Source organism: Mesorhizobium sp. 43Arga (genome assembly GCF_053714255.1).
In genome coordinates, this window is sequence record NZ_JBSKBO010000003.1 from 421,371 (window position 1) to 435,598 (window position 14,228).

The following is a 14,228-nucleotide window of genomic DNA, read 5'->3' on the forward strand; positions in this document are numbered from 1 at the left end:
CTCGTGAGCTCAAATGGGAACAGCAGACATGCCCCGCCCCCGGCGGGCCGCGCCTTGCCCTGGGCGAGCGATACTCTGCCCTGGGCGTTGGTCACGCCGGCGCTCGGCTGGACGCTGCTGTTCTTCGTGCTGCCCTTCATCGCCATGGGGTTTTCGAGCCTGACGGCGCATGAGGGCGGGGGCCTCACGCTTTCCAACTACAGCCAGTTCTTCACCAACCCCTCCTATTGGCGGGCGATGGTGAACTCGCTGGAGGTGACGGCGATCGTCACCGTGGTTTCGGTGCTGCTTGCCTATCCCTTTGCCTGGATCCTCGCCGAACAGGTGCCGGAACGCTGGCAACGCCTGGCGCTGATGCTGGCCGTGCTGCCGTTCTGGACGTCCTATGTCGTGCGCTCCTATTCCTGGCTGCTGGTGCTGGCGCAGAACGGCGTCATCAACCGCGCGCTCACCAGCTCCGGCCTGATCACCGAGCCGCTGCAGCTCGCCAACACGCGGCTGGCCACCATCACCGGCTTCGTGCATTTCTTCGTCATGCTGCTGACGCTGACCATTTTCGCCAACCTCAAGCAGCTCAGCCCGAGCTACCGCAAGGCGGCCGCCGATCTCGGCGCCGGGCCGGTGCGTACCTTCCTGCATGTCATCCTGCCGCTGACCCTGCCGGGCATCATGGTCGGCGCCTTCCTCACCTTCGTGCTGTGCATCGGCGACTACATCACGCCGCAGATTCTCGGCGGCAACAACGAGCTTTTGATGCCGCAGCTGGTGATGATGCAGATCGGCCGGCGTGGCGATTTTCCGCTGGCCTCGGCGCTGTCGATCATCCTGATGGCGGTCGTAACCATCGCCTACCTTGCCTGCGCGCGCTGGCTGAAGATCGAGCGCGCCTGAGATGCGCCAGTTGGTCCGCGTCGCCTCCTGGCTCTACGCGCTTGCCGTCTACGGCTTCATCTTCCTGCCTGTTGTCGTGCTGGTGCTGTTCTCGCTGCAGGCGACCTCCTTCCCCATTCCGCCCTTCACCGGCCCGTCGCTACGCTGGTATGAGGCGGTGCTGTCGGATGTCAGGCTGACCTCGGCGCTGGTCAATTCGCTGCTGGTGGCGTCAATCTCCTCGGCCACCGCCGTCACGCTGGGCTTCCTTTCCGCCTGGGGTTTCGCGCGCTTCGTGCTGCCGGGCTCCGGCCTGCTGCGCGGGCTGATCACCCTTCCGCTGACCGTCAGCTATCTCATCATCGGCATGGGGCTTTTGGTGCTGTTCAACTGGGCCGGCGTGCCGAAATCGCTGCTTGCCGCCGGCATCGGCCATGTCGTGATCAACCTGCCGCTGTGCTTTGCCATCATCTACAGCCAGATGGGCGATCACCAGATCAACATCGAGCGCGCCGCGCGCGACCTCGGCGCGCCGGAATGGAAGGTGCTGCTCTTGATCACCGTGCCAGTCATGGCGCCGGCGATCTTCGCCGGCTTCTTCCTGTCGATGACCTTCTCCTGGGACGAGTTCGTGATCTCCTTCCTGCTGACCCGGTTCGACACCACGCTGCCGGTGGAAATCTGGAACCTGCTGCGCTCCGGCCTCAACCCGAAAACCAACGCCGTCGGGTCGCTGGTCTTCGCCGTTTCCATCGTGCTGGTCGTGCTGTTCGAACTGACATTGCTGCGCCGGAGAAAGACATGACCGCGCCTTTGGTCGATATCCGCGCCGTTTCGCATCGCTTCGGGCAACTGGCCGTGCTGAAGAACGTCTCGCTGCGCATCGAGCCCGGCAGCTACACGATCCTGCTTGGGCCGTCGGGTTCCGGCAAGACGACGCTGTTGTCCATCCTGGGCGGCTTCGTCACGCCCAGTGAAGGCAAGGTGTTCATCCGCGGCGAGGACTGCACCGCGGTGCCGCCAGCCAGACGCCCGACGACGACCGTGTTCCAGGATTATGCGCTGTTCCCGCATATGAGCGTCGGCGGCAATGTCGGCTTCGGGCTGCGCATGCAGGGCGTCGACGGCACGACACGGGCCGCCCGGGCGCGCGAGGCGCTGGCGCTGGTTGGCCTCGCCTCAGCCTTCGACAAGAAGCCGCACCAGCTTTCCGGCGGGCAAAGACAGCGCGTCGCGCTGGCGCGTGCGCTGGTCATCGAGCCGGCGGTGCTTCTGCTCGACGAGCCGCTCGGCGCGCTCGACCTCAAACTGCGCCGGCAGATGCAGGACGAGCTGAAGGCGATCCAGAAGCGCGTCGGCACCGCCTTCATCCACGTCACCCATGACCAGGAAGAAGCGATGGCGCTGGCCGACCATTGCGTGGTGATGAATGACGGCCGCATCGAGGACGAAGGGCCGCCCGAGCGCGTCTATGCCAGGCCGGCGACGCGCTTTTCGGCGACCTTCATGGGCGAAAGCACGATCCTTGCCGGCAAGGTCACGGAAGCCGGAGACAGGACAAGCACCGTCTCGACGCCGGCCGGACCGGTTCTGGTGCGCGGCGCCTTGCCCGCAGGCTCGGCTGTTGCACTGGCAATCCGGCCGGAGCATCTCATGCTCGGCGAGGCCGCCGGCACCGCAAGCCTCGGCATGGCGAAAGTGAGCGATGTCGTCTTCCAGGGCAGTTTCAAACGCGTGCTTGCCGTCTCCGTCGAAGACCCCTCGGCGCAGTTCATCGCCAAGCTGCCGGCGTTCGCCACCGTCCAGCCCGGCGACACGCTTGCCGTTTCGTGCGATACCGACCAGATCATCGTTTTGGCGGACTGAAATGGGATCCCTTCCGGTCATCGGCGCACCAGACTGGTACGAGACCATCCGCATGGCCGAGGGCGTCACGCTGATCCACGAGCCGTGGATCAAGCCGTTCTTCCGCTGCAACATGTGGCATGTGCGCGGCCGCGACCGTGACCTCCTGTTCGACACCGGCCTCGGCCATTTCAGCCTGCGCACACATGTGCCGCTGGTCACGGAGCGCAAGCTGACCTGCGTCGCCAGCCATACGCATTTCGACCATATCGGCTGTCATCACGAATTTCCCGACCGCTGCGTGCACCGGGCCGAAGCAAAAATCCTCGCCGATCCGCGCAACGAATGGACGGTGGCTGACCGCTATGCGACCGACGATATGTTCGATGGATTGCCGCAAGGCTGGGAGTCGTCCCGCTACCGGATTCTGCCGGCCCCGGCCGACCGTCTGCTCGAACATGGCGACATCGTCGATCTCGGGGACCGCGCCTTCGAGGTGATCCACACACCGGGCCATTCACCTGGCGGCATCGCGCTCTACGAAAACAGGACGGGCATCCTGTTATCCGGCGACATCATCTATGACGGCCCGCTGATCGACGACGTCTACCATTCCGATATGTTGGACTATGTCGAGACACTGCTCGCCATGCGCGATCTCGACGTCTCGGTTGTGCATGGCGGCCATTTTCCGAGCTTCGGCAAGGTGCGCTACCGCCAGCTGATCGACGAGTATCTGGCGCAGAAACGCCAGGCCGGCTGCCATCTGCGGCAGAGTCCGTAAAGGGACCGTGCGCTCGCGATTTGGCCGGCTGCGCCTGGCCCAGCAGACCTTCTAAGAAAACGTCGCAGCCTGAATGGCTGCCGTATCGCCACCGAATGTATTTCTCACCCTGACCGACCTGTAGACATAAGCGGCCCAAAGCCCCGTGGTGGCGACGGCTATCACGGCCGATATCAATGTGTCTCCGTCAAGGAGCTGGCTCATCGGGATACTGAGTGTTCTTGATATCCAAACGGTGTCCAGGATGAACAAGATAGGGATAGCAAACCATTGGCATATAAACAGTTTCGGGAAGTGCTGGCTTCGCCTCAGCATCGAAATAAGTACCACGAGTTGAAGCACCAGAAAGGCCAGATTGAGCGCGGTTTCGCCATACACCGCCAAAGGCCCATTAGGCAGTGTGATGAGCCGCTGGTAGTCTTTGACCGATCTGGCCAACTCCAAAAGTGTGCGCAACGGTGACAATGACTGACCTATCGCCAGCAGCATCAGCCAGCCGCCAAATCCCTCGAGGTCTTTCGGAGGTCGGGGGCGTTTGCGTGCCGAGCGAACAGCGAAGAAAACTGGCACGCCAATCAATAGCAGCAGTATTGCCCAATGCCACATTCGCCCGCCCCCCGTCACGCAACCTTGTATTGCGCATATACATCCTAAGATTGTATCATGTTTCGTTTGCAACTCAAGAGGATCGAGCAGCTTCGGCTGAAAATTACGCCGCCGGCCTTCGCCTAGCCAGCCCGTCCCTCACCCCAATTCGAAATGCCGGGGAAATGCCTGATGCAGCAGGAGCAGCATGGTCTTGCGCAGCACATTGGTGTCACGGCTCGACGGGTTCAGATGGTCCCAATACCAAGCGCCATGAACCAGATAGTTCAGGCTCTCCGACAAGGTGTTGATGTCGACGCCGGCATAGCCGCCGCTGCGCGAAATCTCGATCAGCAGTTCGCGCGCTTCGGCGGTGTAGGCGAGATCGCTGGGCAGGCCGATCTCATTGTAGATCTGCATGCTCTTGCGGTCGCTTGAGAACACGACGAAGACCGACACCCATTGCGGATGCTGCCGCGCGAAACGCTGCGCACAATCGACGGCGCCCAGCAGCCTTTCGACCGGCGACAGGCCGGGCGCCCGCACCAGGCTGATCCACAGCGCGTCATACTGATCGCTGAGATACTGAAGCACGGCCCGGAACAGGTTTTCCTTGCTGCGGAAATGAAAGACGACCAGCGCATTGGACGAGCCGACATGTTCGGCGATGCGCTGCATGGTGAGGCTTGCCAGGCCCTCCTCCGCGATGAGCTCGATGGTGGCGTCGATGATGCGCTGCACGCTGGCTTCGCCGCGCACGCGCCGGCGGTCCTTGGGCGGCGCGGCATCGTTTGCCGCACCCTTGGTCCTCACGAGCTTGCGTTTCTCCGGCTTCACGGTTGCCTTGCGTTGCGCCATTTTCGTCAGGCCTTTCGGACCCACGGCGGAACATCCCGCCGCACAGATTGCCTTGCCACATATGCCACGCCGGCTGATCCCGGAATGACTCAGAGCGACGGGCGTGTCCCGGTGCTCCCATACCACTCCCCCCGGACCGTTTCATAGGCCAGTCCGGCCCTGAAGACATCGGCGTCGCTATAGGTGCGGCCGACGATCTGGATGCCTGTCGGCACGCCGCTGGCGGCGTGGCCGGACGGTACGGACAGAACAGGGCAACGGCTCAGCATGTTGAACGGCGTCGTCATCACCCAGCCCAGCGAGGGGTTCACCTGCCTGCCGTTGATCTCGACCATGTCCCTGGTCTGGTCGAACTCCGCCGGCACCGCGGGCAGCGCGTTTGTCGGGCAGATCAGCACATCGTAGGTTTCCAGCAGCGGGCCGAGCGTCTGGTACATTCTGGCCGCCACCTCCAGCGTCGCGACGAAGTCCGTGGCCTTGGACTTTTGCCCGTCCTCGGCAAACCGCCGGGCATAGCTGGTCATGTCGCTGGCATGCTCCGCTAGCAGTTGCGACAGCGATGCGCCGAACAGGTGCTCGAGATAGGCCATCCCGGCGTTGAGCACCCCGTCATCCCAGCCAAGGTCGACTTCCTCGACCGTGGCGCCGAGCGAACGGAACACATCGCAGGCGGCAAGCGTGTTCTTCCGCACGTCGGGGTCGACTTCAAAAGCACCGAGATCCATGGAGAAGGCGATCTTCCAACCCTTGATTGGCTTGTAATCAAGCGGCAGGCGCAATTTGGGACGCAGCGTGGCGATGTCGAGTGGGCTCGGTCCGGCCATGACGTTCTGCAGCAGGATCGCGTCCCGGACGTTTCGCGCCAGCGGCCCGGTGTGGCAATAGAAGTCGAGGTTGAAGGGCGGATCGTCGGGATTGCGGCCGTAAGGCGGCTTGTAGCCGACGAGACCGCAGGCCGAGGCCGGAATGCGGATCGATCCGGCAATGTCCGAGCCGGTGGCGATCGATGATGTTCCGGAGGCGAGCGTTGCCGCCGCACCACCCGACGAACCGCCCGGCGTGAAATCTGGATTCCATGGGTTGCGGGTGACGCCCCACCGCTTCGACCAGGTGTAGCCGGCGCAGCTGAATTCCGGCGTCGCCGTGCGGGCATGCACAATGCCGCCGGCCTTCATGATGCGCTCGTTCATCGTCGAGGTGTGGCCACCTATGCCATCCCTGGACAGCAGCGAGCCATGCGAGGTCGGCTTGCCCTTGATGTAGCTTTCGTCCTTGATGCCAATTGGAAGCCCTTCCAGCGCGCCGGTCCTGGCGCCCCTGGCGTATTTCGCCTCGGCCCTGGCGGCCAGCTTCATCGCCTCTTCGAAATGCGTGAAGGTGAAGCAGTTGATCGACGATTTGGTGGCTTCGGCGCGGCGAATGGTGGCCTGCATCAATTCGACAGGCGAGAGTTTCTTCGCCTTGAACAGCCGCAGCGCCTCATGGGCAGGCATGTAGCAAAGGTCGAGATCGGACATCGGAAATCTCCTGCGATCGCGAGACCGCACCTGGCATGGAGGGTTGCCGGGCCGCGCGTCGCGGCCCGGTGGTTACTGGTTGGGTTCGGCCGGCTGCGCTACTTCTGGAGGTCGGTCCAGATCTTCGTGTAGAGCGCCTGCACATCCGATGGACAGGCAGGCATGAACTGACCCTTGGCGGCAAATTCAGCCGGAACGTCCACTTCCGGCGCCGTCTTCATGTCGTCCGGCATGAAAGCCTCGGAGCCCTTGATGGCGTTGGCGTAGCGGGCGAAAGCCGAGATCATCGCGGCGTTCTTCGGGTCCATGATGAAGTTCTGGAACAGCTTGGCGTTCTCGACATTCTTGGCGTCCTTGAGGACGGCGACATTGTCCATCCAGATCGGAAAGCCTTCCTTGGGATAGCCGTAGACGATTTTGTCGTTCTGCAGCCGCTCGCGCAGCGATATTCCGTTCCAGTTGACGCCGGCGGCAATGTCGCCCCTGCCCAGGCCGTCGACGGCCGCGTAGTCGAGCGAGAGCCATTTCGCCTTCGCCTCGACCAGCTTGTCGTGCACCTTCTTCAGCACCTGCATGTCGTTGGTGCAATATTTGCCGCCCTCATAAGCGATGGCGAGGAACATGATGTCCCCCATTTCGGGCACGACATTGATCTTGCCGACAAGCTCCGGCGGCGGGTCGAGGAAAATCGCCGAGGTGTTCGGATCGCCGGAATAGACCGACTTGTTCACCGAAATGCCTGTCGTACCCCACTGCCACGGAACTGTGTATTTGCGGCCCGGATCGAAGGGAACGTCGACCCAACGCGGATCGACATTCTTGAAATTCTCCATCTTGTTGGGGTCGGTCTCCAGGAGCAGGCCTTCACTGATCCAGACCGGCACGACGCTGGCCGACGGCACGACGATGTCATAGCCGGACGCGCCCTGGCGGACCTTGGCCAATGCGGTGTCGTTGGAATCATAGTCGGTGATGGTGACCTTGACCTTGTAGGTCTCCTCGAACTTCTTGATGAGGTCCGGGCTGGTGTAGTTGCCCCAATTGTAGATGTTGAGTTCGCCATCGGCGCGGGCAACGCCGGTTGCGGCGAGCAGCGACAGCCCGACGGCCGCCGCGGTCAGATTCCAGTTCATGCTAGTGCTCCCATTGTTGGGACCGGCTGCGTCGCCGCCTCGGTCCGTCTCCTGCTGATGAACAAGCCTGGCTCTGCCTTTCGGCCCGTGGCGGGCCAAATGACTGTCAAAATATTCCCCTTTCGTGGCCATTCACCGGCGGATGCCAGCTGGCCAACTTGGTCGTCTGCGTTAGGACTAATTATAACTAACTATACAGTCAATATCTTTTCGCAAGCCCAGCATGAAACTATCGCTTGGGATGGGCCGAGCGTCAGCGGTTTCTACGGCGGGTGGGGTATTCCGGGACCTACAGCGCCCGTTGCGGGCAAGGCATTCCGGTGGCATCGCCGCAGCGCGACGCTGTCGGCAGCGGTCTCATGCTCATGTTTTCCGACTGGCGCACAAGCTCGGCGAAGACCAGCGCGAAGCTACCCAGCATGACAAAGACGATGATCAGGCGTGCTACCGGCAATATGTCGGCCTCGTCTGGTTGGTGCGCGCCCCGAACATCAGATTTTCCGGGATCATGCGCACTAATCAAAAGTGCCGCAGCGTCCTTTGGCATCCCGAAGGATACAGTGTGCTGCGGGCGCCCCCACGCCATTCATGCCGGCTAACATGATCGATCCGCCTTTACGAGACTTTAAGCCTCGCCTTAACCATCACATTCGCGCCTGCCCTGTCATCAAGCGCGATCCGCAGGTTCGCAGGATACCGTTGCGGCGCCCGCAACGGCGCTCTTTGCAGAGCTGCCCACCCCGTGCTACCCCGGCGCGGGCGCGGCCAGACCTGCCGCCGCCAATCGGTCGCGATCGGGGAGCCATGAGCACAGCCGCCAACAGCATCGCCTTCGTCTCGTCCGACACAGCAGACGCCAAGGCGGCGCTGGAAAGTCTGTCGGCGCGCCATGGCCAGTGTTCGGTCGCCGAGGCCGCGGTTGTGGTTGCCCTGGGCGGTGACGGCTTCCTGCTGCAGACCTTGCGTGACACGATGGGAACGGGGAAGAAGGTCTACGGCATGAACCGTGGCACCATCGGGTTCCTGATGAATGAGTACCGTTCGGGAGGGCTCACCGAGCGCATCGCGGCCGCGGTCGCCGAAACCATCCGGCCGCTGGAGATGCTGGCCGTCACCTCGGAAGGCGAAACCGTCTCGGCGCTGGCGATCAACGAGGTTGCGCTGTGGCGCCAATCCTACCAGACTGCCAAGATCCGCATCAGCGTCGATGACCAGATACGGCTCGAGGAACTCAGCTGCGATGGCGTGATGATCGCGACGCCGGCCGGATCCACCGCCTACAATCTTTCCGCGCATGGCCCGATCCTGCCGCTCGACGCGCCGCTTCTGGCACTGACGCCGGTCAGTCCGTTTCGCCCCCGCCGCTGGCGTGGCGCGTTGCTTTCCAACAAGGCGACCGTGCGCTTCGACATTCTGGAGCCGGAAAAGCGGCCGGTGAACGCCGCCGCCGACCACACCGAGGTCAAGGCGGTGACCTCGGTCACGGTGCGGGAGTCGCCGACTGCGACGGCAACCTTGCTGTTCGACCCCAATCACTCCTGGAACGAGCGCATCCTGGCCGAGCAGTTCCGTTACTGAGCCGACACAGAGGCAAGCGGCCGGATTAAGCATCGCGATTAAGGTTACAGCTTCACAATCGTGCCAATCCCGCCCGTTTCTGTTGACAAATCGCGGGCTTGCGCCTAATCGCAATGCCAATCTTGCAAGCGCGTGGCGCTTGCCGCGACGAATAGCGTTGCGCCTCCCCGAACCAGCCAAAGACAACAACACTTGTCCTCAGACACCACGATCGCTCAAGAAGCGTTGACCTTTTCAGACCTCGGCCTGTCGCCGAAGGTGCTTTCCGCAGTTACAGATGCCGGCTACACCCAGCCGACACCGATCCAGGCCGGCGCCATCCCGCACGCCTTGCTCGGCAAGGACGTGCTTGGCATAGCCCAGACCGGCACCGGCAAGACAGCCTCCTTCGTGCTGCCGATGCTGACCCGGCTGGAAAAGGGCCGCGCCCGCGCCCGCATGCCGCGCACGCTGATTCTCGAACCGACGCGCGAGCTTGCCGCCCAGGTCGAAGAAAACTTCGTCAAATACGGCAAGAACCACAAGCTCAACATCGCGCTCCTGATCGGTGGCGTATCGTTCGACGAGCAGGACAAGAAGCTGGAGCGCGGCGCCGACGTGCTGATCGCCACGCCTGGCCGTCTGCTCGACCATCGCGAGCGCGGCAAGCTTTTGCTCAACGGCGTCGAGATCCTCGTCATCGACGAGGCCGACCGGATGCTCGACATGGGCTTCATTCCCGATATCGAGCGCATCTGCGAGATGATCCCGTTCACCCGGCAGACGCTGTTCTTCTCGGCGACCATGCCGCCGGAAATCACCAAGCTGACGGAAAAGTTTCTGCACGCGCCGGTGCGTGTCGAAGTTTCGAAGGCCGCGTCGGCCGCCACCAACATCACCCAGCGGCTGGTCAAATCCGGCTCGAAGCCTTGGGACAAGCGCGAGACTTTGCGCAACCTCATCAAGGCCGAAGACGCGGAGTTGAAGAACGCCATCATCTTCTGCAACCGCAAGGTCGAAGTGTCGGAGCTGTTCCGCTCGTTGCTGAAGTATGATTTCGATGCCGGCGCCCTGCATGGCGACATGGACCAGCGCGCCCGCATGCAGATGCTGGCCAATTTCCGTGACGGCAAGCTTCGCTACCTCGTGGCTTCTGACGTTGCCGCGCGCGGCCTCGACATCCCCGATGTCAGCCACGTCTTCAACTATGACGTGCCGATCCATGCCGAGGACTATGTCCACCGCATCGGCCGCACCGGCCGCGCCGGGCGCTCCGGCAAGTCCTTCACCATCGCGACCAAGTCCGACACCAAATATGTCGACGCCATCGAACGGCTGATCGGCAACAAGATCGAGTGGCATGACGGCGATCTGTCGACCGTGGTCGCCAGCGAAGGCGAGGACGATGCTCCGCGCCGGGGCAAGGGTGCACCGCGTCGCGCCGGCCGCAAGGACGACGATCGCAAGGACAGAGGCGAGCGCAAGAAGGGCGGCGAACGCCGTGCCAGACACAGCGAGGAAGATGCCTCGGCCGCACAGCAAGAACAGCCAGGTGTGGCTGAGACGGCCGTCGCCGATATCGGCGAGCGGCGCGCGCGCAAGGAGGCGATCCGTTCGGAAAACACCGAACGCAAATCCTCCGATCGCAACGAACGGCGCGCACCGGAACGGGGTGACACCAGGCCGCAGCGCGACAACAGCCGCCCGGCCCGCCATCGCCATCAGGAAGACAACGACACCACCGTTGGTTTCGGCGACGACATGCCGGCCTTCATGCGCATCGTCGCCAAGGTCTGACTGCAAGCCTGAAATAGCCGCCAAGTGATCGGCAAACGATCACGGGGCCAATTGGCATGTGTTTCGGATATCATCGCGAAGATCGGCAAGGCCGTTGCCTAACAAGGCAGGCAAGATGTGCGGGAACCTTCCCGCATAGGGCACGAGAAATCGAAGATCTATACCTGCTTGCTGAAAGACATCGCGTGAATAGAGGCTACGTCCGCCCGGAGCATTGATGTAGCGCTGGCCGCCAAGTGCCTGAACGATGGCGATCACGCGGGCTTGCGCACGCAAGGCGGGATCGATGCCGAGGCGGGAACTGCGCACGACATCCGGTCTGAGCTGAAGCACATCGGCCGTCAGCCGAAGACCTTCCTCGAGAAAATCTGTCACGTCACCAAGGGACCCGGTCAGGTGGCCGTTGATCTGCTCCGCCGCTGGCGTCCGCGCCTGGCTTGGCAGGCCGAAGGCAGCCAGCCGCTTGTCCAAGGTGGCTCGGGCATCGTTCTCCCAGCGCAGGTCCTTTATCAGCGCGTCGAAAGGCATCGGCGCAACCGGCAATGTCAGCCAGTGTCCCGGCATCATTTCGCAGCGGTGCACCCTCCCCCGGCGCGCGAACTGGACATCGTCGAAAACAACGAAGATGTCGCTCGCGGCCATCAGGCGGAAATAACCCGCATAGGGGAAGAAGTATGGCTGCATGACAGCAATGGTGAGCTTGCCCGTCACTATGCTTCGCCTTCGCCATAGAAGAGGTGAGGCAGGCCTCGAATGTGCCTCTGGAAGGCTTGCAGAACCGGAGATTCGAATGACTTGTTGCAGAAGGCGTCGAAGTCATCGCGCTTGCACAGGAAGCTGTGACGGTCAAACTGCTCGCGGCGAAGATAATGCAGTACCCTGATATCAGCCGCGTCATGCAGCCCGTACGCCAGCATCTCGTCCGAGTTCGGGCAATTGTACTCCGGCCCAAGCGGCAAAGGATCGGCTCCAACCGTAAGGATCGCCAATGACAGCGCTATCTGGGCAGAAAAGAAAATGGAGGATGTATCCTTCAAATAGTCCAATACGCGCGCCGTCAGCGGGCGGATCAATGGCTGAATCGCGGTGAATGCCATCTTGTTGAAGACGACGAAACCATAGTTGAAATACGCTGGGCAGCCGCCGAACGCTTCATCCGGCGACTCGGAATATCGGAAGTTCAGGGGCGTGTCGCCGAAGCCGAATGCCCCGAGAAGTCGGCGCCACGCGGCGTCATTTTCCGTACCGTCTCTCGAAAATGGCGAGAAATGCGCCGGCAGACCGGCAACGGTCGGCCGCTCGGCGTCGCGCATGCTTTGCAGAAGGCCGTCGATAGGCCGCATCAGGCAGGCATCGGCATCGACAAGGATGATGACATCGCCGCTTGGCGGTTCGACATAACGGTCGAAGCCCGAGGAAAAGCCTCGATCGCTGACAGCGTGAGGCACGGGACGCCACGTCACCGGGTAGGCCGATGACCATCGATTGACTGCACTGATTTCGCCGAAGTCGGCATGCCCCCCGACGGAGACCACAATGGGGGCGGTGGCATAGGCGCCGCCGAGACTGGCCAGCGACAAGGCAGCCAGCTTGACGTTCGAAAAAAACTCCTGTTCGGGCAGGATCGGGATGCGAAATTCGAAAGTCATTCGTGCCTTCTCAGGTCAAATCGCGGGTTGCCCAGCCGATGCCGGCCTCGCCAAACCCGTTGCCGTTGTAGAACATCACGTCGCCGGAAGGGCGCTGCATGATGCAGCAATAGGCCTGCATCGAGCTGTCGAATTCGCCGGCGGCCGGTGGATTGCTGAAGATCACGGGCTCGGCTTCACCGACGGTTCCGGTCCGGGCGTCCATGCGACGGGAAAACAGTCGGTAAGCTTCTTTGCCGCTGGCGCGAAAGTCCCGCCCGCGCCGGCTGTACCACAGGCGCATGCCACCAGCCTCATGAGTGATCCAGGGACGCGTCTGGCTGATACCGTCACCAAGATCGTCGCACAGGACGACGCTCGAGCCCGTTTCCCACAGCATGCCATCTGGTGAAAAACAGGTGCGAAGGACGTAGTCCGGTTCCAGCGTACCCTTGGTCCCGGTCCAGCCGATGCCGCTGGTGTACCACATGCGATAGCCGCCCTCGACGGCACTGACAAAGGGCGTCGAAACGAAATAGGGATCAGCCGGGCCGATGCTGCGGATCGGCCCGGCAAATGCTCTCTCGAAACTCAGCCCATCATCGCTGACAGCGAGCCCGATCGCTGTCTGGGAGCGGACGTCGACACGGGGATAGATACCGGAATAGTAGAGGTGCACGCGCCCGCCAACCACCAGCGCGCAGGATGGCCCCAGCCCGGTGCAATCGAAGCTCCCTGTCGGCCCCCACTCCAGAATGGGATCGAGATGCTCGTCCAACACACACATGCCGTCTTGCGGGTCGAGATCGACGGCCAGAATGGATGACCGGTTGTCGCTGTTGCGTCCCGCGAAATAGATACGCCAAAGCCGGGGCGAAAGCGCGAGGACCGTTGGGGACTGTGCGTGACTGGCCCACCACCCTTGTCCCGCCTTTACCGACACCAGCAATCCCCGCCGGGTCCATTTCCTCTGATGGTCGGGCATCAGCGGAACTTCATCGACTTGATACGGGCGCTGGAATAGGGCTTGGGCAGATCCGAGGGATGACGAACCACACTGTTGGGCGGCACATCGCGCCGGATCATGCATCGGGACTCGATGTAGCTTCCCGCGCCGATCGTGATGCCGTTGTCGACGCCGACCTGGCCGCCGATCAGGCTGCACGTACCGATACGGACGCCGCTCGCTAATCCCACCAGCGACGACACGAAGCAGAAGTCTTCGATGATGGCGTGATGACCCACATGGCTGCCGCTCCAGATGATGATGCCCTCGCCAAGGCGAACAAACGGCTGCAGCGTGCAGTTTTCCAGAATGAAGCAGTTGTCGCCAACCGTCTCCGCCATATTGTGGGTCGAGGGATGGATAAAGCGCGCAAAGCCGTATCCACGCGCCCTGCCCTCCCTGTGTCTATTCCTGCGGAACTCGTTGAGATTCTGGTAGCTGAGCGGACCGAGCAACTTGACGGCATCAGGCGGGAAGCGCTCCTCAAGCCTTTCCCAGGCGACCACGGGAAGGCCGTTGAACTCAGTTTGCGTGAGGAACGCTTCGTCGACAGTGAACCCAACGACACGATCCTCACCGAATCTGTCGAGATAGGCCTTGGCAACTTCGGCGAGTTGCCCTGCCCCAAAAATGACCACGTCCGCCATG

Annotated in this window: 15 protein-coding genes; 6 read left to right on the plus strand and 9 right to left on the minus strand. The window is 62.3% G+C overall.

Features of this window, described 5'->3' with window-relative positions; translation table 11 throughout:
- Positions 1-3 precede the first annotated feature (3 nt).
- Genes ACWGS8_RS14820 through ACWGS8_RS14835 form a run of 4 tightly spaced genes read left to right on the plus strand, consistent with a single transcriptional unit; the run spans position 4 to position 3,499 of the window.
- The gene (locus ACWGS8_RS14820; RefSeq protein WP_454581616.1) at positions 4-891 is read left to right on the plus strand and encodes an ABC transporter permease; all 888 of its coding nucleotides are present in this window, start codon (positions 4-6) and stop codon (positions 889-891) included.
- 1 nt (position 892) lies between these two features.
- The gene (locus tag ACWGS8_RS14825) at positions 893-1,675 is read left to right on the plus strand and encodes an ABC transporter permease (protein ID WP_454581617.1); all 783 of its coding nucleotides are present in this window, start codon (positions 893-895) and stop codon (positions 1,673-1,675) included.
- A complete protein-coding gene (locus ACWGS8_RS14830) occupies positions 1,672-2,736 on the plus strand; it encodes an ABC transporter ATP-binding protein (RefSeq protein ID WP_454581618.1) in 1,065 nt (354 codons plus the stop codon). The genes ACWGS8_RS14825 and ACWGS8_RS14830 overlap by 4 nt, the downstream gene beginning before the upstream one ends.
- Position 2,737: 1 nt before the next feature.
- Positions 2,738-3,499 (plus strand): MBL fold metallo-hydrolase, encoded by a 762-nt coding sequence (locus ACWGS8_RS14835; protein WP_454581619.1) that lies wholly within the window; start codon positions 2,738-2,740, stop codon positions 3,497-3,499.
- A 51-nt stretch (positions 3,500-3,550) separates the two neighbouring features.
- Here the strand turns inward: ACWGS8_RS14835 and ACWGS8_RS14840 are convergent, their stop codons facing one another.
- The 5 genes from ACWGS8_RS14840 to ACWGS8_RS14860 form a co-directional block, all read right to left on the minus strand.
- Positions 3,551-4,105 (minus strand): DUF2569 family protein, encoded by a 555-nt coding sequence (locus tag ACWGS8_RS14840; protein WP_454581620.1) that lies wholly within the window; start codon positions 4,103-4,105, stop codon positions 3,551-3,553.
- A gap of 138 nt (positions 4,106-4,243) precedes the next feature.
- A complete protein-coding gene (locus tag ACWGS8_RS14845) occupies positions 4,244-4,942 on the minus strand; it encodes a TetR/AcrR family transcriptional regulator (RefSeq protein WP_454581621.1) in 699 nt (232 codons plus the stop codon).
- 89 nt (positions 4,943-5,031) lie between these two features.
- Positions 5,032-6,459, minus strand: coding sequence for an amidase (locus ACWGS8_RS14850; RefSeq protein ID WP_454581622.1), 1,428 nt, complete (start codon positions 6,457-6,459; stop codon positions 5,032-5,034).
- 98 nt (positions 6,460-6,557) lie between these two features.
- Positions 6,558-7,592: an extracellular solute-binding protein gene (locus tag ACWGS8_RS14855; RefSeq protein WP_454581623.1), complete on the minus strand. Its 1,035-nt coding sequence runs from the start codon at positions 7,590-7,592 to the stop codon at positions 6,558-6,560.
- A gap of 289 nt (positions 7,593-7,881) precedes the next feature.
- Positions 7,882-8,046 carry a hypothetical protein gene (locus ACWGS8_RS14860; RefSeq protein WP_244420703.1) on the minus strand — a complete coding sequence of 55 codons (165 nt, stop codon included), beginning with the start codon at positions 8,044-8,046 and terminating at the stop codon, positions 7,882-7,884.
- A 350-nt stretch (positions 8,047-8,396) separates the two neighbouring features.
- Here ACWGS8_RS14860 and ACWGS8_RS14865 point away from each other — a divergent pair, with 350 nt between their 5' ends.
- Both ACWGS8_RS14865 and ACWGS8_RS14870 read left to right on the plus strand, forming a co-directional pair.
- Complete coding sequence (locus tag ACWGS8_RS14865; protein WP_454581624.1) at positions 8,397-9,170, plus strand: NAD kinase; 774 nt, start codon at positions 8,397-8,399, stop codon at positions 9,168-9,170.
- A 192-nt stretch (positions 9,171-9,362) separates the two neighbouring features.
- Positions 9,363-10,946, plus strand: a complete 1,584-nt coding sequence (locus ACWGS8_RS14870; protein ID WP_454581625.1) for a DEAD/DEAH box helicase — start codon at positions 9,363-9,365, stop codon at positions 10,944-10,946.
- 39 nt (positions 10,947-10,985) lie between these two features.
- Here ACWGS8_RS14870 and ACWGS8_RS14875 read toward each other — a convergent pair whose 3' ends face one another.
- From ACWGS8_RS14875 to ACWGS8_RS14890, 4 genes are read right to left on the minus strand one after another with little or no spacing between them, the layout of a single operon-like run.
- Positions 10,986-11,657: a WbqC family protein gene (locus ACWGS8_RS14875; RefSeq protein ID WP_454581626.1), complete on the minus strand. Its 672-nt coding sequence runs from the start codon at positions 11,655-11,657 to the stop codon at positions 10,986-10,988.
- Entirely contained in the window at positions 11,657-12,595 is a 939-nt protein-coding gene (locus ACWGS8_RS14880; RefSeq protein ID WP_454581627.1) for a hypothetical protein, read from the minus strand. The genes ACWGS8_RS14875 and ACWGS8_RS14880 overlap by 1 nt, the downstream gene beginning before the upstream one ends.
- Before the next feature lie 10 nt (positions 12,596-12,605).
- Positions 12,606-13,559 carry a hypothetical protein gene (locus tag ACWGS8_RS14885; protein ID WP_454581628.1) on the minus strand — a complete coding sequence of 318 codons (954 nt, stop codon included), beginning with the start codon at positions 13,557-13,559 and terminating at the stop codon, positions 12,606-12,608.
- Positions 13,559-14,227, minus strand: coding sequence for an acetyltransferase (locus ACWGS8_RS14890; protein ID WP_454581629.1), 669 nt, complete (start codon positions 14,225-14,227; stop codon positions 13,559-13,561). The genes ACWGS8_RS14885 and ACWGS8_RS14890 overlap by 1 nt, the downstream gene beginning before the upstream one ends.
- Position 14,228 lies beyond the last annotated feature (1 nt).